Origin of the sequence: Paenibacillus sp. NRS-1781 (genome assembly GCF_050467745.1) — a bacterium.
Classification (GTDB): Bacteria; Bacillota; Bacilli; order Paenibacillales; family Paenibacillaceae; genus Paenibacillus; species Paenibacillus terrae_A.
The window spans coordinates 1-25,275 of the sequence record NZ_JBITPI010000041.1 but is presented as its reverse complement, the minus strand read 5'-3'; the positions used below and the strand labels follow the sequence as shown (position 1 = coordinate 25,275).

General features: G+C 44.2%; 17 protein-coding genes. 14 read left to right on the top strand and 3 right to left on the bottom strand.

Annotated elements, in window-relative coordinates; all coding sequences use genetic code 11:
- Nucleotides 1-78: 78 nt before the first annotated feature.
- Nucleotides 79-1,479: a phytase gene (locus ACIFO6_RS15160; RefSeq protein ID WP_430041558.1), complete on the bottom strand. Its 1,401-nt coding sequence runs from the start codon at nt 1,477-1,479 to the stop codon at nt 79-81.
- Between the two features lie 113 nt (nt 1,480-1,592).
- Complete coding sequence (locus ACIFO6_RS15155; protein WP_430041556.1) at nt 1,593-2,468, bottom strand: helix-turn-helix transcriptional regulator; 876 nt, start codon at nt 2,466-2,468, stop codon at nt 1,593-1,595.
- A 197-nt stretch (nt 2,469-2,665) separates the two neighbouring features.
- On the opposite strand from ACIFO6_RS15155, the gene ACIFO6_RS15150 reads away from it, so the two are divergent.
- From ACIFO6_RS15150 to ACIFO6_RS15110, 9 genes are all read left to right on the top strand, one after another.
- Complete coding sequence (locus ACIFO6_RS15150; protein ID WP_430041554.1) at nt 2,666-4,609, top strand: glycoside hydrolase family 127 protein; 1,944 nt, start codon at nt 2,666-2,668, stop codon at nt 4,607-4,609.
- A 27-nt stretch (nt 4,610-4,636) separates the two neighbouring features.
- A complete protein-coding gene (locus ACIFO6_RS15145) occupies nt 4,637-6,004 on the top strand; it encodes a glycoside-pentoside-hexuronide (GPH):cation symporter (protein ID WP_430041552.1) in 1,368 nt (455 codons plus the stop codon).
- Between the two features lie 209 nt (nt 6,005-6,213).
- Nucleotides 6,214-7,605 carry an MATE family efflux transporter gene (locus ACIFO6_RS15140; protein ID WP_430041551.1) on the top strand — a complete coding sequence of 464 codons (1,392 nt, stop codon included), beginning with the start codon at nt 6,214-6,216 and terminating at the stop codon, nt 7,603-7,605.
- A gap of 216 nt (nt 7,606-7,821) precedes the next feature.
- Nucleotides 7,822-9,534: a histidine kinase gene (locus ACIFO6_RS15135; RefSeq protein ID WP_430041549.1), complete on the top strand. Its 1,713-nt coding sequence runs from the start codon at nt 7,822-7,824 to the stop codon at nt 9,532-9,534.
- Nucleotides 9,531-11,120, top strand: a complete 1,590-nt coding sequence (locus ACIFO6_RS15130; protein ID WP_430041547.1) for a response regulator transcription factor — start codon at nt 9,531-9,533, stop codon at nt 11,118-11,120. The genes ACIFO6_RS15135 and ACIFO6_RS15130 overlap by 4 nt, the downstream gene beginning before the upstream one ends.
- A gap of 197 nt (nt 11,121-11,317) precedes the next feature.
- The gene (locus ACIFO6_RS15125; protein WP_430041545.1) at nt 11,318-12,589 is read left to right on the top strand and encodes an ABC transporter substrate-binding protein; all 1,272 of its coding nucleotides are present in this window, start codon (nt 11,318-11,320) and stop codon (nt 12,587-12,589) included.
- Between the two features lie 61 nt (nt 12,590-12,650).
- Nucleotides 12,651-13,637 carry a carbohydrate ABC transporter permease gene (locus ACIFO6_RS15120; RefSeq protein ID WP_430041543.1) on the top strand — a complete coding sequence of 329 codons (987 nt, stop codon included), beginning with the start codon at nt 12,651-12,653 and terminating at the stop codon, nt 13,635-13,637.
- A gap of 1 nt (nt 13,638) precedes the next feature.
- Nucleotides 13,639-14,460 carry a carbohydrate ABC transporter permease gene (locus tag ACIFO6_RS15115; protein ID WP_430041541.1) on the top strand — a complete coding sequence of 274 codons (822 nt, stop codon included), beginning with the start codon at nt 13,639-13,641 and terminating at the stop codon, nt 14,458-14,460.
- 38 nt (nt 14,461-14,498) lie between these two features.
- The gene (locus tag ACIFO6_RS15110) at nt 14,499-16,859 is read left to right on the top strand and encodes an alpha-L-rhamnosidase C-terminal domain-containing protein (protein ID WP_430041540.1); all 2,361 of its coding nucleotides are present in this window, start codon (nt 14,499-14,501) and stop codon (nt 16,857-16,859) included.
- A 259-nt stretch (nt 16,860-17,118) separates the two neighbouring features.
- Here ACIFO6_RS15110 and ACIFO6_RS15105 read toward each other — a convergent pair whose 3' ends face one another.
- Nucleotides 17,119-19,377 carry a beta-L-arabinofuranosidase domain-containing protein gene (locus ACIFO6_RS15105; RefSeq protein WP_430041538.1) on the bottom strand — a complete coding sequence of 753 codons (2,259 nt, stop codon included), beginning with the start codon at nt 19,375-19,377 and terminating at the stop codon, nt 17,119-17,121.
- A gap of 130 nt (nt 19,378-19,507) precedes the next feature.
- Here ACIFO6_RS15105 and ACIFO6_RS15100 point away from each other — a divergent pair, with 130 nt between their 5' ends.
- From ACIFO6_RS15100 to mngB, 5 genes are all read left to right on the top strand, one after another.
- Complete coding sequence (locus ACIFO6_RS15100; RefSeq protein WP_430041536.1) at nt 19,508-20,401, top strand: AraC family transcriptional regulator; 894 nt, start codon at nt 19,508-19,510, stop codon at nt 20,399-20,401.
- Nucleotides 20,402-20,572: 171 nt separating this feature from the next.
- A complete protein-coding gene (locus ACIFO6_RS15095; RefSeq protein WP_014279234.1) occupies nt 20,573-21,028 on the top strand; it encodes a PTS sugar transporter subunit IIA in 456 nt (151 codons plus the stop codon).
- A gap of 1 nt (nt 21,029) precedes the next feature.
- Nucleotides 21,030-21,344: a PTS fructose transporter subunit IIB gene (locus tag ACIFO6_RS15090; RefSeq protein ID WP_430041534.1), complete on the top strand. Its 315-nt coding sequence runs from the start codon at nt 21,030-21,032 to the stop codon at nt 21,342-21,344.
- A gap of 51 nt (nt 21,345-21,395) precedes the next feature.
- The gene (locus tag ACIFO6_RS15085; RefSeq protein ID WP_404520912.1) at nt 21,396-22,511 is read left to right on the top strand and encodes a PTS fructose transporter subunit IIC; all 1,116 of its coding nucleotides are present in this window, start codon (nt 21,396-21,398) and stop codon (nt 22,509-22,511) included.
- Nucleotides 22,512-22,566: 55 nt separating this feature from the next.
- Nucleotides 22,567-25,242, top strand: coding sequence for a mannosylglycerate hydrolase (gene mngB, locus ACIFO6_RS15080; protein WP_430041531.1), 2,676 nt, complete (start codon nt 22,567-22,569; stop codon nt 25,240-25,242).
- The last annotated feature ends 33 nt before the right edge of the window (nt 25,243-25,275 follow it).

The window sequence follows — 25,275 nt, the reverse complement described above, 5'->3', positions numbered from 1 at the left end:
TAGGCTCACCAATGATCGTTGAACTTAGATAATTTCTCATACAGATAGGATGTTGAACACAACTCTTTCTGACGGGTATTACTGCGTGCTTCTGTTCACCAATTCACGTGGGTTGATGCCATCGTCTATCGTTAGCGGGATGCGTGCGCCCTTGGCGATCTGCTCCCAAGGTACCATTTTAAAATTCTGATTCAGCTTTTTGCCATTTTGAAGATTTTCATCATCTTGTACAACGAAGATACCGTGCGGGAAGTTCTTGCCTAATCCATAGCCAAGAACATCAATACCGTCTGTAACAGAGGTGCCGTCGACTGTAGGGCTGGCGCTGATCGTAAAGTTGCTTATATAAGCATTGTCGCCTTGTCGTTCATAGATCGCATAGCTGCTGTTTCCTTGGCTGGAGGCGATGAGATACCCCTTGCCGTCTTTGCCGTAATACAATGTAAGTCCCTCTATATCATCCTGAAGTCTGCGCCCGTCTGCAACATCCACACGTCGTAGCGGCTCGGAGGAACCGTCTGGCTCGGCATCATATTTCCAAATGGCGTGATCCTCTTCGGCAATGTAAACCGTGCCATATTCATCATCAGCCACCATGCCCTCGGATTGCGTATCGAGCTTGAACTGGCGGACCAGCTTACCAGCTATTTTGCCATTTCCGTTGTCCTTCAGCTCATATTGTTCAAATTCACCCTCTTTGCCCAAAACGAGTGCGTAAAACTTGTCTGTCTTGAGGCTATGGTACAGGCTGAATCCATACACTTCCTTCATAGATGATTTAATAGGCTGGTCAACTACGTTTGTTAACGTTCCTGATACTCCGTCAATGGCAAAGATATCAACGGTGTTGTTGGTGCGATTGGTTGCTCCTGCAATATCAATCTTTTTGCCGCCCAGTGTAAAACCGTACCGGATATCCACATTGTTCATTTTGCCGACTTTATAGTTTTGTAATTGCTTGCCTTGCAGATCATAAACCAAAATTCCGCCGCCTTTATTGGTCGCTACAAGTCTGCTTTTCTCCGGGTCGGTCGGATTGAGCCAGATCGCAGGGTCGTCGGCCGCGTCATCTCCATCCTCCACTGCTTCTGTCTCAGCAGTAGGAACAACTTTGTAGGTAGGAACTGCGTCTTTGGGATCAGCATATTTGCTGTTTTCTGCTTCAAGCGTGACAAGCAGCTTTGTAGGAAGATAAATATTTCCACCGACCATCTTAATTTCACGATCCGCTTCCCCCGTTTGGCCAGCTAGGCGATATTGCTTCTCACCGACGGTAAAGGTTCCGACGATGCCATTTTTTAGCTTGACCAAAGCAGATTTGTCGTCACTGTCCCAGGTAATGACCGCTCCCATTTTGTCTGCCTGTGTTCGTAGCGGTGCATACCCGGATGGCTGCATGTCTGCCGCCTTGGTTATTTCAGCAGGTGATACCAAAGCCCCGGCCAAGACTGTCAACAGGGCTAGTTTAGTTGTCTTCATATGTATACCCCTTTTCACGATGTAAAATCTGTAGCAGACTCAGTATAAAGGAACAATATAACGGGAGTATGTTAAAAATGTAAAGGAGATGTAATGCCTATATATTTTACGATTCAATTAGCCGGCTTCCAGTATTGTTGTCTATAGTTTTTCGGGGACATCCCGAATTTTTGTTTAAAGCATTTGGAGAAATAGCTGGCTTGGGAGAACCCTGTTTCTTCTGTGATTTGTTGGACGGACCAGTCGGTTTGCAGCAAAAGACTGCGCCCCTGATCCAGACGATAATCCATTAAATATTCAAGCGGCGTACGGTGGAAAGCGGTCTTCATGCATCTGGCGAGATAGTTTTGATGTACGTGAAAATGAGCCTCCAGGTCTTTGTTGGTGATCGCATTTTTGTAATTCTGTTTTAAGTAGATTTCGATTTGTTCTGCTAACTTGGAGGAACTGCTTTTATGATTATCATCATATTCCAAACTATGAAAAATATTCACAAATATCTGTTGGGCCTCCCATAGGGCCAGCTTTCTAGGTTTTAAGGTAGAGGCTAGTAAGTAGTCTAATTTAGAAAACAGTTCATGGGGATTGATTAGTTTTTGAAATTTGGGTAAATGGATTGTTGTGTGCTCGGAATGAAAATGCAACTCGGGTATGGGTGAGCTTGGTGTGATCAGATTGGGTGAAGCTTGGGCGCACCACATACTACTGGCTTGAAAATGAAACCAGTAAAAGGAGGTTAGTTCTGTACATGCCTCAATGGGAAAATGGTGTTTATCCGGTTCAAGAATCAGTGCGTAATTTCCAGCCACCTTCCATACTTCATCTTCCTCTCCTATGTGCAGCAGTCCTTCTTTGATGATAATAACGTCAAAATAGCCCAAGTTATAACGATTCGGGTGCCAATCCCCTTTTTGGTATGTAGTAACATTCCCCTCAATGAAATAAGGCAATGGAGGGACAAGGAAGGATAGAAAGTTTGTTTTGCTCATGGAAGTCAGCTCCTTTATGTGTGTGAAATCGTATAACTTTTAGTTAAAGATTGCGATTTTTTTTATAAGTTCAGGTTGATAAAATAAGGACTGTAGCAAGGGAAACCCAGGTTTGTTAGGTCGGGCATGTATCATTACTTTATCCTTATTTTTTCAAAAATGAAAGCGTTCTATTTCCAGGAAGGGATGTGTATCCAATGAAAACAGCTAAGCCAGTAAAACATGTCGCCGTTGAGGATTCATTTTGGAAAAAGTATAAGCAGGTTGTGGCAGAAGAGGTCATTCCTTATCAGTGGAAAGCATTAAATGATGAGTTACCAGATACAGAACCCAGTCATGCGATTGAAAACTTTAAAATTGCGGCTGGTGAGTCCAGCGGGGAGTATTATGGAACCGTTTTCCAAGATAGTGATATTGCAAAATGGCTGGAAACGGTGGCCTTTAGTTTAAGGGATCATCCGAACCCTGCGCTTGAAGAACGGGCGGATGAAGTGATTGCTTTGCTGGGAAGAGCTCAAGCTGAAGATGGATATTTGAATACGTATTATTTGCTGAAAGAGCCCAACAATCGTTGGACCAACTTACGTGATAACCATGAGCTATATTGTGCGGGACATTTTATAGAAGCGGCGGTTGCTTATTACGAAACGACAGGCAAAACGGAATTTCTCCACATTATGGAGAAATACGTGGACCTGATTCAGCAGGTTTTTGGTACGGAAGCGGGGAAACGAAAAGGCTACCCTGGGCATGAAGAAATCGAGCTGGCTTTGATCAAATTATATGATGTGACTGAAAAGGATCAATATCTCAAATTAGCACAATATTTTATTGAACAGCGGGGGCAGCACCCGATTTACTTTGAAGAGGAACGGGAAAATAGAAAACAAATTCAAACAGAGCCTACCTGGAATGATGATAACAACATTAATTTTGGCTTAGGCTTCGAATATCAGCAGGCACACCAACCTGTCCGGGAACAAACGGAGGCTGTGGGTCATGCCGTAAGAGCGGTGTATCTGTATATTGCAATGGCAGACTTGGCTGCGAAGACAGGAGATGCCTCCCTTTTAAAAGCCTGTGAAGCCCTGTGGGATGATGTGACGAACCGAAAAATGTATATTACCGCTGGCATCGGATCTTCTGTAAACGCGGAAGCGTTCACTTGCAGTCATGATCTTCCGAATGACAGCATGTACTGTGAAACCTGTGCTTCTGTAGGGCTGGCCTTTTGGGCCAATCGTATGCTGCGCTTAGCACCAGACCGCAAATATGCCGATGTGCTGGAGCGTGCGCTGTACAATGGAAGCATTAGTGGGATGGATCTGGATGGAAAACGATTTTTTTACGTCAATCCACTGGAAGTGAATGCTTTTCAAAAATCCAGAAAAGATCAGAAGCACGTAAAAATAGAACGGCAAAAATGGTTCTTCTGTGCGTGCTGTCCGCCCAATTTGGCCCGCATGATCGCATCGGTCGAAGATAATATGTACACCCAGACCGAGGATACGTTGTATACACATCTGTATATTGCAAGCAGGGTAAACATGGTTCTGTCTGGTCAAGAGGTGGAAATTACACAGACTCATCATTATCCATGGGATGCGGATCTGACCTTTTCCATTCATGCAGCAGAGCCGACTTCGTTTACATGGGTTTTGCGGATTCCGGGGTGGTGCAAGCAGGCAGAGGTGAAGGTGAATGGCGAAACCATTTCATTACACCATCTGAAAAAAGGCTATGTAGAGATTCAGCGCACCTGGAATGATGGTGATGTGGTAACCCTGCATTTGGCTATGCCGGTGGAACGGATTCGGAGCAACGCTCTTGTTTCCATGAATCAGCAGCAGGTCGCTCTCCAACGTGGTCCAATCGTGTTTTGTCTGGAAGAAGTGGATAACGGGGAGAACCTGGCGGGATTAAGATTGCCCAAGGACAGTCTCATTACGGAAGAGTTTAGCGAAAACCTGCTTGGTGGCATTGTAAAGCTGACAACAGAGGGTTATCGGGTGAAAAGCTCCACTGCATTATATAGCTCGGAGCCCCCTGAATTGGTTTCTCAACAAATCACTGCAATTCCTTACTACGCCTGGTGCAACCGGGATAAAGGAGAAATGCGTGTGTGGGTTTATGAATCATAATTCATTCTTATGGGGAGAGAAGAGATCATGAGCACGAGAATTGTGAGTACGGAACCACCCGAGAAAGCAGACAGTACCGTTCCTTTTCATCGTAAAATCAGCTATTCATTAACGGATACAGCGGGCAATCTTTTATACTGTGTCATTTCCAGCTATTTATTGTATTTTTATACGGATGTATTTGGTCTTTCTATTGGAATTGCCGGGACGCTGCTTTTTATCACCCGCTTTATTGATGCCATTGATGCCCCGATCTGGGGCATCCTGATTGACCGGACCAAGTCAAAATACGGGCAGAGTAGACCTTATTTTCTATGGTTATGTATCCCGTTTGCGGTGTTCATGGTTCTTACGTTCACAACACCCAACTGGAGTGAGTCTGGAAAAATTGCATACGCGGCGGTCACTTATATCATAGCCGGTATCCTGTATACAGGAATCAGTACGCCCATTACGTCCATTCTGCCTAACCTGAGTACGAACTCTAACGAGCGCGTCGTGCTGAACTCCTTCCGTATGGTCGGGGGGAATGTGGGCTTCTTCATAGCTACGACGTTTACATTGCCTCTGGTGGCCTTCTTTGGACAGGGGAATGATCAAAAAGGTTTTTCGTTAACGCTCGTTTTATTTGGAATCATGGCCATTATCATGTTTTTGATAGCGTTTGCCGATTTGCGTGAAAATGCAGCGGTTAAAACGAAATCCGTTCCGATTGCTAAAAGTTTTACAGCCATCAAACGAAATTGGCCCTGGATGCTCGTCGTAGCTGCTAATTTGTGCTACTGGATTGGCTTGAATATCCGTTCAGCGACGCTTATCTTTTATCTGCAATACAATCTGGATAGCAAGGACTTGGTACCTTTAATCAACGGACTGACCTCTTTACAATTGATCTCGATGGTTCTGATTCCGTTGTTCGCCAGAAAATTAAGTAAAAACAGCATCATGATTATTGGATTGATTTTGGCTGCATTGGGTCAGGTTGTAATTTTAATGGGAAGTACGGACTTAACCCTCATTATTATCGGTTGGATTATTGGTGCGTTAGGATCAGGCTTTGCATGTTCTATGCCGTTTGCGATGTTATCAGATACAGTCGATTACGGGGAATGGAAAAATGGTATTCGGGCAAGTGGATTCCTGACCTCCATTGGAAGCGCATTCTGTATTAAAGCGGGTAGCGGAATCGGCGGATTATTGCCGGCATGGATCATGGGCAGCACCGGTTATATCGCCGGGAAGGTCCAAACGCCTACTGCGTTGTCCGGAATTCAGTTCAGCTTTATCTGGCTACCGTTTATCGTCTTCCTGATCGGCATCATTCCTATGTTCTTGTATAAAAAATTCGAAAAGAACGAAGCTTCCATTCAACAGGATTTAATTGCGAGAAGATAATATAAATGCATGTAACAAGGTTTTAATAACCTTATAAAAGGGATTTAATTTCACTTCAAAACCTGTTCACTGAGCTGAGCAGGTTTTTGTGTTTTTTCTATTTTAAATGTGAGTAAAACTATTGACAGGATTTTCTTTTGGAGTGATACTTCTATGAAAGCTCTTCTGTTGAAGGGTTTTTTTTAATTTGATAAAAAGAATGTGATGATATGAGTCAACTGAGTGTAAGAATGAGAACCCATGGCTTTCTGAATCGGCATTTTTCGGGAGCGTCTATTGATTATCGACAGATTATTGCTCTCTTTATTCCACTGCTGATTGATCAGGCTTTTATTGTGGGTCTTAATTTGGTAAATACGGCAATGATCAGCTCATCGGGTATGGCGGCGGTCAGCGCGGTGAATATGATTGATTCCCTGAATATTTTTCTGATAAATGTGTTTGTTGCTGTGTCCACGGGGGGGACGGTTGTGGTTGCGCAGTATAAGGGGAGCGGTAACGACCTCATGGTCTCTAAGGCTGCATCCGGCACTATTTCCTCCGTTTCCTTGCTGGCGCTGGCTATCAGTCTGTTTATGATCGTGTTGTACAATCCGATTTTAAGTATTCTGTTTGGCTCCGCCTCGCCGGATGTATTAGCTAACGGCAAGGTGTATCTGCTGGGAAGCTGTATGTCCTTCGTGGGGATTGCGATCGTTGAGGCGGTGTGTGGAGCGCTGAGGGGGATCGGGAAGACAAGGGCATCGCTGGCTCTTTCTCTCATCATGCACCTCTCGTACGTGTTTCTAAATGTAGTATTCATTAATGTATTGGATATGGGTGTGCTGGGCATGACGATTGCCGTAAACGTGTCCAGATACGCAGGGGCAGTCTGCGCGTTGATCTATTTGGTCAGGGTAGATGACGACTTGCGTGTTCAGCTTAGAGATATGCTTTATTTTAATCTAGCTATGCTTAAAAAGATTCTGTTCATCGGGCTTCCATTTGCAGCAGAGCAGATGTTTTTTAATGGGGGTAAAATTTTAACCCAAATCTTCATTGTGAGCCTGGGAACCAATGCGTTGGCGACGAATGCCATTTGCTCATCCCTGGCTAACGTGTTCCAAATTCCTGCGAATGCCCTGGCTCTGACGATTGTGACTGTAGTCGGTCAATGTATCGGTCGTCGAAATGTCGAGGATGCCAGAAAGTTTACCAAATCCTTTATCTGGCTGTCGTCTTTTTCTTTTATTGTTATGGGTCTCATTCTTATGCCCTTGTTCAAGCCGATGGTGGGTCTGTTTCATCCACCTGCTGAAATCGTAGATGACATTTTCATTGTGATACTGATTAATACGTTGGCCCAGATCCCGCTCTGGTCCATCGCCTTTATCGTACCCTCTGCGCTTAGAGCAGCAGGTGATTCGAAATTTACGTCCCTCACCTCGATGCTGTCCATGTGGTTGTGCCGGGTGGTGCTCGGGTATATTTTGGGCATCGTCTTCAATCTGGGGATTGTTGGGGTCTGGCTGGCTATGGATATTGAATGGGGCGTGCGGGGGATTGTTTTCCTTTGGCGCTTCCGCGGTAACAAATGGGTCCAGCATCGTTTGATCGACTGAATAGGTCCACTACCATAAAATTGACTTCTGGATGAAGGCATTTTATAGTAGTGGATTTTTTTATATAGTGAGTTGTGTCTTTTTTTAATGTTTTCCAGTAGTTATCGCACGTCATATTAGAATCTGTAAGATATAATGTTGTTAGAACCAAAGAATGAAGTATCCGAGGTTTTATTGATATCAAGTGAGAGATTACATTTTAAAAAGGAGGACTGTATGTCGATTTATGAGTGGTATAAATGGAGAAATTGGAAACTACAGTATAAGTTAATGATCATCTATATACCTCTTATTATCTTGCCCTCTGTGGTAGGTCTTACCATTTTAACAAACAGTTATAATCAAACTTCACAAGAAGTGATTAGTCATTATTCTAAAACAATAATCAGTTTAACCAGAGATAAAATTGATACACAAATAACCGATTATAATGACATAAGTTTAAAACTGTTTACAAAATATGAAATTATTAGATTATTTAAAGTTATACCCGAAAATCAATTTGAAATGCTGGGAATTCAAAGGAAATTGGAAGGGGATATTCGTCCTGCGATTGGGGAGATTGATATAAATAATATTATATCATGCGTTTTTGTAACGAAATCCGGACGTTTTGTGGTAGGTAATGATAGTACTGATTATTACAATGATAACGAACAGACATTTATTGATAATGTTGAAAAAAGTAATGGTGCGCCAGTATGGTCCAACCCTCGTGAATTTCATATTGGGAATCGAGAGGTGCAAGCTTTTCGCTTAGGCCGGGTCATAAAAGATGATAACTTTCAGCCGATTGGGATTGCTTATTTGGTTATAAATTCACGTTGGCTTCAGAATACTTTAACGTCATCCCAAGTTGGTTCAGGGGTAGAATTAGCTGTGAGAGATTCGAGGGATCAAGTAATCATTAAAAAAGAGATGCAGCTGGCCAAAACATCAGATAATACTCTCGATATCGTAGCTCAAATAAAGCAGAACGACTGGAGTGTTTTTGCTTCATTCTCGTTGGCTGAGCTTTATGGAACTGTACACCGTGTGAGCGGTTTTGCGGTAGGGCTTATTGCGCTCTGTACTGTGATAGGGTTAGTAGCAACCTATATTGTTGTAACTGATTTAGTTATACCTATAAAACGACTTAGAGGAAATATGTACCAAGGCATAAAGGGAGTCCGACCTCAATTGATGATAAAATTCAAGGGCGCAAGGGAAATTTGCGAGTTGAACGATTTGTTTATCTCATTCTTATACGAAATTTATAATTTGGTTGATGATGTGAAAAAAAATGAGGAGAAAAAACGAAAAGCAGAGCTAAAGCTGCTCCAGAATCAGCTCTCTCCACATTTCCTCTATAACACATTGAACTCCATACGATGGATGGCCCTTATTCGGAAACAGGATCATATCCGTGAAATGGTTGATGCTTTAACTCATTTATTGACCTATTCACTGCATAATGCTGAAGAACTGGTATTGCTAAAGGATGAATTGTCTGTTATGCAAGACTATGTGAAAATTCAAAAGGTCCGTTATCAAAATTTTCAATTTATAACTCATATAGAAGCCAAGCTGGAAAATGTAAAAATTCTAAAGTTTTTATTACAGCCGTTAATTGAGAATGCCTTGATTCATGGTTTATCTAGTATTGACAGACCTGGTGAAATTAAATTGTCCATCAAGGAGAATAATAATCAACTCATCATGCAGGTCATTGATAATGGAACGGGTATATCGAATGAACGTTTATCATCTATTCATGAAATATTGGCCGGAAAGAACGAGAATAATCACATCGGATTAAGAAGCGTGCAAGAGCGTATTCAGATGTATTATGGTTCTCAATACGGTTTGCAGATATTGAGTATGGAAGGCAGCGGAACTACCATGGAAATAACTATGCCGTTAATAACAGATGTGGGGGTAGACTCATGAGGAAAGTGATGATTGTTGATGATGAATCACTTGTTCGTATAGGATTTCAAACCGTCATCGACTGGGAGAATCACGGCTACCATGTATCCGGTGTTTACCGAAATGGTCTGGAGGCTTGGGAGGCGATAGAGCGAGAAGGTCCGCCTGATGTATTGTTGACAGATATTCGGATGCCTGAAATGGACGGACTGGAACTTATACGTCGAATTCGAGAGAACAACATTGTTATGAACATTTTAATCCTTAGTAGTCATGAGGAATTCCAATACTTAAGAACCTCTATACAACTAGGAGTCCAAGATTATATCCTGAAGCATTTGTTTGATCCTGATGAGTTAATTCAGACCCTCGACCAGTTGAATTATTCCAATGTGACAGAAGCATCTATAGAAGAACAAATCGTTGTTGCTGATTTGGATTTAGAAAGACAATTGCTGCTGCGCGAAACGAGAACTTTATCGGGAATTACAATGAAGGGAACGGGTATAGAAGTTGCTCGTTATCCGAATTTGCTGAAAAAATGGAATAGTAACGGGATTCACGGGTGTTGGGTTGCTATTAGAACACTGCCTAGTCCAAACGGTTATTTAGATTCAGAATGTAAAGCCCTGGGTTATTTATTGCAGGAATTGATTGAACGGTTTTGTAAGAACGTTTACATCGGAATGGATCAAGATCTGTTCCATGTCCAATGTTTCCTTGAATCAGAAGCTGATATTTTGGACGATAAAATTTTTTCAGAAGTTTCAGATACGGTTCAACAAAACTTAAATATCCCTATTGTAATAGGTATGAGTGAAAGAGGAGCATTTTTAACAGAAATGATAAAGATGCGCAAGCAGGCTGAAGACGCTGTGTGTAAGTCCTTTTATTGGGGTGCGGGAATATATCAATACGATTCTACACGTCCGATGATGAATATAGTGGCTTCAGAATGGGTGGATTTGAAAAAGAGGGCTTTGGAACTCTTGAAGGATAAACAACGGGATAGCATTTATACGTGGATGAGTGAAGTGGGAAAGCTGTTTGCAGAGAGGTATACACCAGAGGAGGCAGTCAGATTTCTTCAGATGGTGTATAGACAGTTTATTAAAATTAGAACGGAAACATTTTTAGTAGATCAGGATACTTTAAATCAGGAAATGAATCCTCTTGTACTTACTTTTGAAATATCCGAATCTGTTTCTTCCTGGTCTGAGTTGTTTCGGATTACACGCACTATGATGGAAGAGCGGGATCGCGTTTTTCTTCTTATCAAAAAGAGAAGTCCCTGGCTAGAAGCAGTGATAACCTTTATTAACGAGCAATATGCTGAATCGATTCGATTGGAAGATGCAGCGCAGATTACCAATTTCAATGCCAATTACTTTGGCCAGTTGTTTCGTAATGAGACGGGCTTTACTTTCCTGGAATATGTTACTAAGGTTCGTATTGAGAAGGCAATGGAGTTGCTGGAGAATCCGAATCTTTCAACAGAGGAAATAGCGTCCCGAATCGGGTATCCTAATGCGAACTATTTTGTCAAAGTATTTAAGAAAATCACGGGGACTACCATATCAGAATATCGGACTTTTCAAAAAAACTGAAGAATTGGCATTTTAAACTGAAGAATTGGAATCAATCCAGCCTTTCTCCCATGGAAAGGCTGGATTTTTGTTTAACAAATAAAAAAAGTGCTGGAGAAATGGAAGCGCAATCAAAATTTTGACCATGTGATTTAGAACTCATAAAGACTAACATAATAACAAGAACAACATGTCAATAATCCAAAAGGGGATTTATTATGAAAAGAAAAATTGGAAGCGCATTCTTAAGTTTAGTTATTGCTTCAGCTGTGGGGCTCGCCGGATGTTCAGACACAAGCTCAAAAAGTGAGGGAGCCAATGAATCCAATGCAGTGACTTTACAAGTATGGGGCGATCAAGTCAACCAACCCGTAACTGAACAGGGATTCAAAAAAATCAATGAAATTTTTATGAAGAATAACCCGGGTATTCAGATAGATTTCCAATATACAGGCACGTTAGAGACTATAGATACTGCTGTAAAAGCTAACTCTTTGCCAGATGTCTTCTATGTACAGGGAAACAAAACGCCCAAAATGGATTTGTATGTAAAAAGCGGTGCTCTTCTTCCCTTGAACGATTATAAGTTGGATACAAGCCGTTATCCAAAAGAAGCTGTTGAATATGGAACAGTGGACGGAAAACTTTATACTTCGCCTCCTTCCTTTATGGATTCGCAATTAATGTATTACAACAAAGATATTTTTAGCAAATATAACCTGGAGGCTCCTAAGACTTTTGATGAATTTGTGAAAGTTGCCGAAACGTTAAAATCGAAAGGAATTACCCCTGTTGCTATGCCAGGCAAAGATGCTTGGTCCAGGTTGTGGATCGCATTTAGTCTACTTCCTGCGTTAGGTAATGATGCGCTTCAAGCTGTTAATCATGGAAAAGGAGATTTCTCCGATCCTGGCATTGTTAAAGCGTTCCAAACGATTCGTGATTTTGCCGATCGAGGTTATTTTTCAAACAACCTGGGTTCCGTAGATGCTGCTGGAGCTCAGCTGGCTTTTACGAACGGAAAAGCAGCTATGATTGCAGATGGAACATGGAATAATTCAACTTACGAAAGTTCGATGAGCAACCTTGGACGTTTTTATATTCCAGGGACGGATGGTAAGAAAACGGCACCTCAAAGTTTGAGTAATTTAATGACCTACGCAGCTTCGGCAAATACAAAGCATCCGAAAGAAGCTGCGGAGTATATCAAATATCTGGCAAGCCAGGAAGCGCAGCAAATTTTTGCAACGGAAACGGGCGCAGTACCTATTATTGATGATATCAAGCCAAAAGATGAAGGTGTAAAGGAAATGGCTGCCTATGATGGCCTTGGAGATAATATTTATACGGTTTTGACAAATGTTTCGACTGACGAAGTCAAGCTCACTGATATCTTTTTGGAAGAAGTAATGCCTAAGCTGCTGACAAGCAAAATTACAGGGCAGGAAGCAGTAGAAATATTGAATGCTGCATTAGCAAAAACGAAATAAACTTTATGTAGAGGGGCTCGGTTCAGGCCGAGTCCTTCTATCTTAGGGAGTGACGAAGCATATGCAATCCATAAAGAATGCACCCGATTCACAATTTGGTGTTCAAACTGGAAAAGTATCATCCATCATTGAATGGCTTAAGAGACATCCATACATGTGGTTTATCGCACCGGGCTTCATCCTGTATTCCATGTTTGTCATTTATCCCATTGTTTCAGCAGCCATCATGAGTCTGTACTATTCAAACGGATTTGGAGATTCCAAATTTGTTGGCTTTCAAAATTACATTGAATTATTTACTACTAAAGAGCTATATAGTCAATTTTTAAATGCCTTTAAGAATAATGTGTTCTTGTTTGTATTAAATACGGTTCTTGTTTTACCTGCACAGCTGTATCTGGCCTATTTGATTCATACAAAGATACGTGGGTATCGTTTTTTTCAAACAATGATATTTGCGCCACAATTTATTACCTCGACGGTTGTTATTTTTATGGGGACATTAATTTTTGATCAAAATATCGGGATGTTTAACCATATATTAACATTGGTGGGACTAGAGAGTTGGGTACAAAATTGGTTGGGTATTCCAGGGAAAGAGATGTATGTCATATTTTTGATTAGTACCTGGAGTGGTATTGGTTTTAGCATGATTTATTTTATCGGAGCCATGAAAATGCTGCCTGAAGAAATTTTTGAAGCTGCATTTTTAGATGGAGCCGGGTATTGGGGAAGATTTTTCCACATTGTAATCCCGTTGCTTCGAACGAGCATCATTAATGTGGTGATTATTAGCTACATCTTTTCAATGACAGTGTTTGATTATAACTATATGCTAGGTGGCGTATCTGGAGGTACTGACCACTCAATGGACGTTATGACCCTCTTCTTCTATAGAGTTGCTTTTGGTTCTAACGGAGCTATGGGAGGAACCGTCAGTGCCAACTCCATAGGAATGGGAACTACAATTGCCTGTGTAATGTTTGTAGTAATCCTTATTGTGGCTCTGGTTCAACTTAAACTTTTGTCTGGTAAGGAGGAGAACTAATATGTTCCGAAGCGAACGGCAATATGTAAGCCAAGTGATCCTGTTTTTGTACTGTTCATTTACTGTATTTGTTCTAGGGTATTTAGTGTGGAACTCGTTTCGGACAAAGAAAGATGTTTTAACGAATACCATAGGATGGCCTAAGGAATGGAGCCTTCAAGCTTATATTGATATTTTCAAAGAGGACCATTTTCAATACAACATCTTTAGTAGCGTTATCATTTTGGTCGGTGCCATTGTGCTTATCATTCTGCTTTCTTCCATGGTGGCATATGGACTAGGGATATACAAGTTTCGTTTTAGACAAGGAATCATGCTTTATTTTCTACTTGGATTAATGTTTCCGATGCAGTTGGGCATTGTACCTATTTTTTTGATTATTAAAAACATGGGACTGATGAATAGTGTGTGGGGAGTTATGTTGGTTATGGCAGCGGGAATTTCTACGCCTGTTCTTATGCTGACTCATTTTTTTGCAAAATCGCCCCGTGCCTTGTATGAATCGGCAAAGATAGACGGAGCTGGAGAATGGAAAATCTTTTGGAGAATTATGTTCCCGTTAGCATCCCCAATTATTGTAAGTTTGTGTATTATCATTTCCGTAGGTATTTGGAATAACTTCTTTGTTCCGCTCGTCCTGTTGCAAAATGACAATGTAAAAACAATCCCTCTTGCTATCATGAAGTATACAAGTAATCTTATGATGAATATGGACAGCGCTTTAGCCTCTTCTGTTCTTGCCACGATCCCTATCTTAATTGCGTTTTTCTTTTTGTCGGATCGAATTATTGAAGGTGTAGCTACTGGCGGTGTAAAGGAATAACCATCTAAGGATTTTATGTAGAAGGAGCGGTTAAAGAGATGCTAGTAAACTGGGAAGAAGAAGCTAAATGGATTTGGACTCCTGATTGGACAATAGATGATGAAAACGAGGTAGGAAGCTTCGTTTATTTTCGTAAGACGTTTAATTTGGAAAACGGACCCCATCAAGCCAAAATCAAGGTGTCAGCGGATAGTCGATATCGCCTCTTTGTTAACGGAGTCTCTGTTAGCTTCGGTCCATGTAAAGGAGATCGTTTCACCTGGTATTATGAAACAGTTGATATTAGCTCATTTTTGAGGGCAGGAGAAAATGTAATAGCGGCTCAAGTCTTACGTTATTCGCCTATGCAGGATGGTAACGAGTCCGTGTGGAGAACACGTTTGGCTGGGTTATATGTACATGGCATCATCAGAGACTCTGCTGGTCATATGGTCAATCAACTCCATACGGATGAGTCTTGGCGCTGCATGAAGGATACAGCTATTTCCCTTTCTCAGGGTATATATACCGTTTTTTTGGGTATTACGGAGGAAGTAGATGGATTAAATCTTCCCTTTGAATGGAATGTAAGCGGATACGATGATGGTGATTGGCTTTCTGCCTCCGCTTACCAGTTTGATACGTTACATGGTGTTCTGAAGCCTTGGGTGTTAACAGAAAGGGCAATTCCTTTGATGAAGGAGGAAAACCGGCGATTTTCAAACGTTCAGAGAGTCATGGATTCGGAGGTTTCAAGTGAGGCGTGGCTCGATCTGTTGTATCGTGATGTTCCATTGACGATTCCTGCTCACAGTAAGGTCATTGCTGAGTTGGATGCCGGGGAACTGACAACCGGATTTTTGCAGCTTGCCATGAGTCAGGGGGCAGAGACAAAAATCTCTTTGTTGTGTGCTGAATGCTATGAACAAGAGCCTAAACTGGTACCTTGGATGCGCGATAAGGGAGACCGGACAGATAGCGAAACGGGCTCCTTATGCGGAGATTACGACATATATTGTGTAGCGGGAATGAGAGATAAATTTGAAACCTATGAACCGTTTTGGTTTCGGACATTTCGTTATGTACGTATTGAAATTGAAACCAAGGGACAACCGCTCACGCTGCATCAGCTAGATTATCGTGAAACGGGTTATCCCCTTGAAGTCATGGGTCATTTTAATAGCTCAGATGGCTCATACTCGAAGCTATGGGATATTAGTTTACGGACGCTTCAGCTGTGTATGCATGAGAGCTATGAAGATTGCCCTTATTACGAACAGTTACAATATGCTATGGATACGCGCTCCCAGATTTTATTCACGTTCAATGTATCGGGAGATGACCGTCTGGCACGGAAGACATTTTATGATTTCCATAGCTCATTGCTTCCTCAAGGGTTAACACAATCTCGCTATCCATCTCATGCACCACAGGTTATCCCCGGCTTTTCGTTATACTGGATTCATATGCTTCACGACCATATGATGTACTACGGAGATGTTCAATTAATGAAGAGATACGGGTCTTCGGTGGATGCCGTATTAGATTACTATGACCGAATGCTTGACGAGCGTGGACTAGTTGGCGTAATGCCAAGCCAATATTGGTCGTTCATTGATTGGACAGATGAGTGGAAAGAATCATTTGGTGTTCCTACCGCCTCTCATCATGGACTACTTACCATTCATAGTCTTATGTACGCGGCGGCCCTTCGGAAAGCTGCGGAGATGGCAGCCTTTGTAGGCAGGGAGGGAGTTGCTTCCGAATATAGAGAAAGAGCAGAACGTATCTGTACAGCTGTAGTTGCAAATTGTCGTTCCATAGGTAATTCAGGTATGTTTACCGATGGGCCCGGTGTAGAACTATTTAGTCAGCAAACACAAATATGGGCTGTCTTGTCTGAAACGGTAAAAGGGGAAGAAGCGAAGCAGCTTATGGAAATCACGCTAGCAAACGATTCCATTCCTAAAAGCTCCTTTGCCATGTCATTTTACTTATTCCGCGCATTGGCAGCGACTAATCTGTATGATCGTGTACACTCACTATGGGAGCCGTGGAGAAAGATGGTTGATCAAAACCTGACTACATGGATGGAAGACACCGTGAGTCAACGAAGCGACTGCCATGGGTGGGGAGCTGTACCTCTTTATGAGTTCACCTCGGAAATTCTAGGCGTGCAGCCCGAGACACCCGGATATGGTAGCATTCGGGTTCGCCCAAGAGTAGATCATCTGACATGGGCAAAAGGACAGGTTGCTACTCCGAAAGGACTGGTAAAAGTAGAGTGGCACCGAAGTGAAGGGGAGTTTATAATCTGGATGGATGGACCGGAACAAACGCCATTGACGCTCATTTTACCTGACGGAAATATTCAACATTTTAAGAGTGCAGCATCTGTTCAATATATCTTGAAGCTATAGACGAGGATAACGAATTCAACTTTCATAAGTGGAGGAGTGGACAGCTAAGAATATAAAACCGATTACGACTGATGGCTTTGGTGTATCGATTACCGAGGCAGCAGGCCACACTTTTATTCTTCTTTTAAAAGAGGAGCAGCTAACAGCCGGTAAATCATTAATCTTAATGCTGTCACCTTGTTCACCGCCTGAAAGGAACCTGGGGCTATAATCTTAGGTTCCTATTTTGTGGAAAATATTTTGAAGAATATTTATTGGACTACAAGCCTGAATGTCTGATCACTCGCAATCCTGCGACTTTCGCCACCTTGCCTTGTGGATGGGCTGTGAACTGGATCGTAACTTCATCCTTTTGAGCCGTCACAGACAGTGGAAGCTCATAGGCGAACGTTTCAAATTTATTCATTTCCTCGGATTCCAGCTTGCCTTCTCCTAAAATCTGACCATCTACGGTGATATAAAAGTCACGATGAGAGCGATCCGAATCTTTCAGATAAGTCACTGCTAATTGGACAGGCTCATCCGGAAGCACCTTCATGACAAAAGAGAACCAGCCCCCAGGCCATGTATCGCGATATTTACGGTTATAGATGGACCCTAAACTCACATGTTCGCCCGTAAAGGCATGATCCCGTTCTGGCTGCATTTCGGCAGGCTGCACAGCATCCACCGTACGTCGTTCCAACTCCAACTGGTACGCTAACGCGGTGCGGTATTCGGCCTCTGTTGAGGCCCATTCTCCCTTGGAAAAGAGGTCCCAATAAACGGTATAGGAACGATCATACATCTGATAAAACGGCCGAAGCTCCAAATCTCTGACATAGCCTACATCGTTCATATGGAATACATTAGGCTTGTTCCCGTCAGGGACCAGCTTCGAGGTCAGCGAATCGGTCTCCCCGACTAGAACAGACGCCAGCAGACGTTCCTCGTTGGGCTCCTGTCCTACAGGCCCAAGGTCCCCAGCCAGCACAAGCGGCCCATACATAAAAGCAATCCGGCGCGGATTATCCGGCATTTCCTCGACTCTCACCGTCATGGGAAGGTCATACTCGACCGTATCTCCATCGTTCCATTCCCGTTCAATTACAACATAGCTGGTAGGGCAAGCCTCCGCAGCCAACGCTTCCCCGTTGATTTTGATGATCATACCTTGTTCCGCCCAATGCGGGTATCTTAGCTTGATCGTGAACCATTTGGGCTCCTTGCTGATGACGCGCAGCGTTCCCCGACCATTTTGCGGAAAGAGAGTCTCTTGTTTTAACTGTACGCCCATCTCGTCCCATGTTACGGTCGAAGGGACATATTGATTGACATAGATTGTTTTTGGCGTGTGAAAATAGATCGCAGCGCCGTACATGGAATGGCTTTCCATCCCGGACCCGACACAGCAGGTAAAATCGTCATATTGAGAATTGAAGGACTTGTGCCCGCCCATTTCCAGCGATACAAAATAGCATACTCGTCCATCGACAGGCTGCTGTGAAGCCAGAATATGATTGAACATTGCCCGTTCATAGTAGTCCGCATACGCTGCATATGCGTCCCATTCGAACATATGCCTCGTTAATTTCAGCATGTTGTAGGTGTTGCAGGTTTCACAGGTGCCTTCGCCCAGACGGTCATTCAGCTTCCCCGGCTCCCCAAAATGCTCGTTATAGCTATTGCCGCCGATCACGTAGGAATGCTTGTGAACAACCCGATCCCAGAAAAAGCGGGAGAGATCCGCATATTGCGGTTTTCCGGTCATTTCATATTGCCGTGCAGCGCCAATGATTTTGGGGATTTGCGTATTGGCATGTCGTCCTGCCAGCGTATCGTGGTTTACTGCAAGATCGTTCAGCACTTCCCCATGATAAAAGCGTTCCGCCAGCTTCAAGAAGCGCTCTTCCCCGGAATGCTCCGCCAGATCCGTCAGTACCTCGTTCATGCCGCCAAATTCGCAATGCAGCACCTGCTGTACCTGATCATCGTTCAGCCCTTGAAATACATCCTCCAGCCATTCGCCGAGTTGGATTTCCATCGCCAGAGCCTTGGGATGATGCGCGAGCAGATAGGCATCCCGCAAGCCTGCGAAGAGCTTATGTATGGTGTATAGCGGCACCCAGCCTCCGTTCAGATCAAAGCCCTGCGAGCGTATATCGCCAGCCCTCACTTCCTCGAAAAGCTCTTTCCCACGCGGAATACCGGAAATGTATCCGTTTCCATGATTGTTTTGGCATATTTCCAGCTCGTCGATGACATAATGTACTCGTTCAAGCAGCTTTTTGTCACCTGTTGAGGCAAACATCAGCGAGCAGCCGGACAGATAGTGACCGAGGGTATGCCCGCTGATGCCACGGGATTCCCAGCCCTCATAGTGAGCCGCTTTGGGCTCCAGTCCTGCATATGCACGAAAGCGTGATAATAGACGGTCGGGTTCCAAACTCAGCAGATAGGCCGCATTCAGCTCCATAGCATGGTAAAGCGGGCCAGAATCAATGCTTACGTTATGCAAGTCAAAAGCTTTTGCTTTCAAAATTATCGCTCCTTAGCTAAGATGAAAGTGTATATTTCTCCACTAGATTAGCATTGACATCGCGGTATGTCAGTAGCTTAACCATACAATAGGTGGACAAATCCGAACATGACCCTAAAGAGGCGATAACATGACCTATCTGAAAGTAAACGTGGATGCACCCGTTCAGCTTATCTCGGCAGGTGAGTTTATTTCCGAGGTGCCCTGGAAGCATATGAGTCGTTCTATAGAGAACTTCGAGCTGATCCTTGGTGTGCGGGAGACGGTATATATACGGGAGGAACAGGAGCATTTTGAGATCGGGGAGGGAGATATGGTGTTGCTTTATCCCGGTCGTACACATGGAGGGTATGAGGAATCGTTGCCGGGAGTTACATTTTACTGGTTTCACTTCGATGTTTCCACGCCCCCCAATGTATTATCTAATGAAGAAATGAAGCAGGAGACCCGTGTTATGGATGCTCATTTGCAGCGCCATGGCTTTGTACGGGATATCTATCTACCGCAATGCGTGCGTGCGGGCAACGGAGACCGCATTCATATTATCGTTAATCAGATTTTGCACGTAGCCAATGCGCATTATCTTACGCATCACAGTGTAAATTATCTATTCACCTCGCTGCTGATTGAGATATCCGAGCTGGCTCTCAGTCTCTTGATCTCCAGCCCCGCCAGCCCGCAGGGGAATGTGGGCTTCAACAAGATTATCGAGTGGACCCGTATTCACGCCGAAGAACCGATAACCGTGACGGATTTAGCCCGAAAATTCAATTACAACAAGGATTATATATCCCGTTTGTTCAAGCAAAATACAGGTATGCGGCCCTTGGAGTTCATTCATAGCATCCGTATCAATAAAGCCAAGGAGCTGATTTCCCGTACCGATATGAGCATTAGGCAGGTCGCAGAAGAAGCGGGATATGCGGATGAGAAGTATTTTATGCGTATGTTTAAAAAAATAGTAAATATGACCCCTTCGCAGTACCGGAATGCCTATCATAAAACATTTATGAACAAAGTCTAATGAGAAGCTAAAGCGCCGGGTGCGCTTTTTTTTTTTTCATTCCCAAAAATTAACTCTAAACCATTTCCGCTTGGTTAGGGAAATTTTATAGGTAAAACATTAGAGGAGAGTCGGCTAGAATGAATTTGTAAGCGTTTCACTTATAGATAGAAGGGAGGAGAGACATCCACCATGATTACTAGAGAACAGATTTATCTGGATGAGAAGCTGGAGACAAAATCGGCTGTATTTGAATTTATTGCCCAAGAGGCTGAGAAACTGGGTGTCACCGTCCATAGAGAGCAGCTGGTGCAGGATTTGTGGGAAAGGGAGAAGGTATATTCGACGGGCCTTCAGGATCAGTTTGCGATACCTCATACGCAGAGCGAAGCAGTCACAAGACCAGCAGTTCTGGTCATTCGATTACAAGATAGTATTGATTGGGCATCTCATGACGGTAAGCCTGTCCAGTATATTTTCAGTATTTTGGTGCCCAAAGGCTCTGTGGATGTATCCCATTTGCAAATTATTTCCTCACTCGCAACCTTGCTATTGGAGGATTCCTTCAAAGAAGCGGTGGCGGGCGCCAAGAGCGGCGACGATGTGTATCATTTGCTCGAACAATATACAGAAGGGTTGGTGTCATAAAATGAAAATTGTAGGCGTTACATCGTGTATAGCAGGTTTGGCTCATACCCCCATGGCGGCAAAAGCACTGGAAAAAGCAGCAGCACAGCTCGGTCACCACATTAAAGTAGAACAGCAGGGTGCGCTAGGCCAGGTAAACAAGCTTACGGAGGAAGAGATTGCAGCAGCGGACTTTGTACTGATTGCCTCGGACCAGACGGTAAAGGAAGCGGAGCGTTTTGAGGATAAACGAATCGTTCGTGTCAAAATCGGTCATGCGGTCAACAATGCGGAAGCGGTTCTCACCAAAGCGGTGGAAGCCATCTCGGCTCAATAACAACCGATTAGCCTTTGGACAACAGTAGTATTCAAGATAGGAGAGAATATGATGAAAAAATGGCTGAGTGAAGCTAGAAAGCATCTAATGACAGGCATTTCCTACCTCTTGCCGGTTATTATTGCAGGTTCCCTGATTGTTGCGGTGTGTAAGATTATTGGACTGACGATGGGGGTCACGGACTTCGGCCCCTATGCCGATAAAAGCGGATTTCTTCATATTTTATACTTGATGGAAAATGTCGGCTGGCGCGGAATCGGGCTGCTGAACATGGTGCTGGCCGGATATATCGCCTACTCGATTGCCGATAAGCCTGCGCTTGCTGCGGGGCTGATTGGTGGCGTACTGGCACAGGAAACGAACGCTGGTTTTCTGGGCGCGCTCGTTGCCGGGTTCTTTGCCGGATACCTCACCCTGTGGGTGAAAAATAAAGTGAAAATCACAGGCCCGGCCGCGGGTTCTGTTCCACTGATTATTCTGCCGCTTATTACGGTGGGCTTAACGGGGATTCTCATGTCCGTCATCCTGGGTGGACCGCTCAGTGCCATTAACGAAGGACTGGTTAACTGGATCAAGCATATGAGTGAAAGCGGAACCAGCACCCTCGTGCTTGCCCTGATTTTGGGAGCCATGATCGGGTTCGACCTTGGCGGTCCTGTCAATAAAGCAGCCTGGATGGCGGGAAATGCGTTATTCCTGTCAGGTGTGTATTTGCCTAATATTTTCGTAAACATTGCTATCTGTATTCCACCATTGGGCTATGGACTTGCGACTCTGATTCTGAAACGTCGTTTTTCCAAAACGTATCGGGAAGCTGGAAAAGGCTCGGTCATCATGGGCGTTATTGGAATTACCGAAGGGGCTATTCCCTTTACGTTGCGCAACCCTGCCAAGCTGATTCCACTGAACATGATTGCCTGTGCGGCAGGTGCGGCATTGACAGCTTTGTTGGGCGCACATGTCATCATGCCTCCAATCGGCGGTCTGTATGGCGCGATATCTGTAGGTACTCCGTTTGCTTATCTCGCAGGAGGGATTACGGGAGCTTTAATCATTGTAGCGGGAACTCTACTCGTCAACTTCCGTGAGGAAGAAAAGCAACAGGCAGATACAAAAGAAGCGTCCGTCAAGAAAAATGGAGAAGACATCGAACTGGTATTTGACTAAATTATTCCTGAACTTCACTAGATAGAAGATAGACAACACGGAGGGAGATAGAGATATGAACCGTACGAAAGTGCATGTCATTCCACATACTCACTGGGATCGGGAGTGGTACTTTACCACTTCCAGATCCAAAGTTTACTTGGTAAAGCATGTGAAAGAAGTGCTGGATGCGTTAGAAAATAGGGATGGTTTTAAATATTATCTGTTGGATGCCCAAGGGTCCCTGTTGGATGATTACATCAAATGGTGCCCCGAAGACGAGGAACGCATTCGCCGTCTTGTGACGGACAAGCGCCTGATGACTGGGCCTTGGTATACGCAGACGGATCAGCTAGTCATTTCCGGTGAATCCATGGTCCGCAATCTGTATTATGGCATGGAGACAGCGCAGAAATATGGTCACGCGATGAAGGTCGGCTATGTGCCGGATGCTTTCGGTCAGTCGGCACAGATGCCGCAGATTTATCAGGAGTTTGGCATTCGCCATTTTCTGTTCTGGCGCGGGGTGGCAGACAATACGAACCCGAAAACCGAATTTTTGTGGAAGGGCTCGGATGGAAGCCAGGTGTTTGCGGTCCAAATACCGTTCGGGTACTACTATGGCGGCAATATTCCAGAGGAGCCGGGAGAACTTGAAGCATATCTGGACAGCCAAATCGGTGCGCTGGAGGAAAAGGCGTCTACTCGCCATGTTTATTTTCCGAACGGCTTCGACCAAGCGCCTGTCCGCTTGAACCTGCCAGAGCTGATCCGCAAGTTCAACGAGCTTGACCCGGAACGGGAATATGTGATGAATGAGCCGGAGCGTTTCCTTGAAGAAATTGAAAAGGACAGCAGCGATCTTCCTGTGCTGGAAGGAGAGCTTATGGAAGCGAAGCATATGCGTATCCATAAGTCGATCTTTTCTACGCGGGCCGATCTCAAGCAGCAAAATAACTATATTGAAAATTTCATCGTCAATACGCTGGAGCCTGTCCTGTCAATCAGTTATGCGCTAGGACATGATTATCCGCATCACATCGTGAAGGATATTTGGAAGCTGATGTTTGAAAATGCGGCTCACGACAGCATCGGTGGCTGCAACAGTGACACGACGAACCGGGATGTCGCTTTTCGTTACAAGCAGGCGCGCGATATCGCGGAAAATCTGTTGGAGCTGCATAAGCGCATGATTGCTTCAAAGATTAAACAGGAGGAGACCTTTGCCTTCACCATCTTTAACACATTGCCCTATCCGCGTAAGGGCGTTACAGAGATTGATGCTTATTTACCGGAGGGAAGCTTTGTCATTCGGGATACGAACGGACAGCAGCTTCCGTATACAATTACCGAAAAAGTGGAACAGACAGACTATGTGCTGGGCCAGCATATTTACCTGAATCCGAGCAAAAAGGTGTATCTGCCTGAACGTGTATTCCGTGCGAAGCTGCTGGTAGAGCTTCAGGAAGTACCTGCTATGGGATATACGCAAATTGTATTTGATTTCAGTTCGACCGGGGATGCCACGGCAGAGCGCAGCAACGGGAACCGTATTGAAAACGAATTTTATAGCGTAGCTGTACAAGAGAACGGGGCATTGAGCATTACGGATAAAATCTCGGGACGTGTGTACGCGGATCAGATGGTGTTTGAGGAAAATGGGGATGACGGAGATTCCTATAACTATTCTCCGCCGGAACGTGACCTTACCATTTCTTCGCTCGGTGCTGATGTGGAGACGGTGACAACCAAAGGTCCGGTAGCCGAGGATTTGTCCCTTCGATTGAAGCTAAAGGTTCCTTATGACTTAAACGAACGCGCCGCTACCATAACCTCTGCGGAACTGCCATTACAGGCAACGGTCTCCTTGCGTAAAGGAGAGCGCCTGATACGCTTCTCGGTGGATGTGGACAATCAGGTGCTGAGTCACCGTCTGCGGGTGCTATTTGACACCGGGATTGCCTCCAGGCTTTCTATTGCGGATCAACCGTTCGGAGTCATTGCCCGTCCGACAACGCTGGAAGAAGTAGAGGTGTGGGAACGTGAGCAGTGGACGGAAAAACCGATCACGATTGAGGCTCTGCAAAGCTATGCTGCGCTGAACGATGGTTCTCGTGGAGTAGCGGTGCTGACCGGAGGAGTACGAGAATATGAGGTCATTGGCAAAGAACATGATACAATAGCGCTGACGTTATTCCGTACTTTCGGGTTTATGGGCAAGGAAAATCTGTTGTACCGCCCGGGACGCGCATCGGGAGAAAAGATCGTAGAAACGCCGGATGCACAGCTCATTGGCGAGCTTTCATTTACGTTTGCCCTGCATGTGCATGAGTCCGGTTTTGATGAAGCCAATATAGCTAAAGCGGCCAAGGAATATTTAACGCCCTTGACCAGCTATCAGCTGTCTGACTTCCTGAATGGTCGTTTAATTTTCGCCTTCCGTGACGAAGAAAGAATATTCGAGCAAAGCTACAGCCTGCTATCCTTTAGCGAGGATTCGAATGTGATCCTGAGTGCCTTCAAGAAAGCAGAGCATAATGATGGATATATTGTGCGTGTATTTAATCCTTATTTGGATAAAAATGCAATTGGACGCATCGCATTCGGTGTATCGGCTCACTACGAGCTGGCTTCACTGGATGAGCGCTCCAAGGGAGAAGCATTGGCCTCATCGGATGCCGAAGGCGCACCATTGCCGGAGTTGGGGCATTGCAAGCTGTTAACGGTACTGGTTACGCCTGAATCGAAGTAACACAGAAACAAAACATGCTTTATCGGAAAGGAG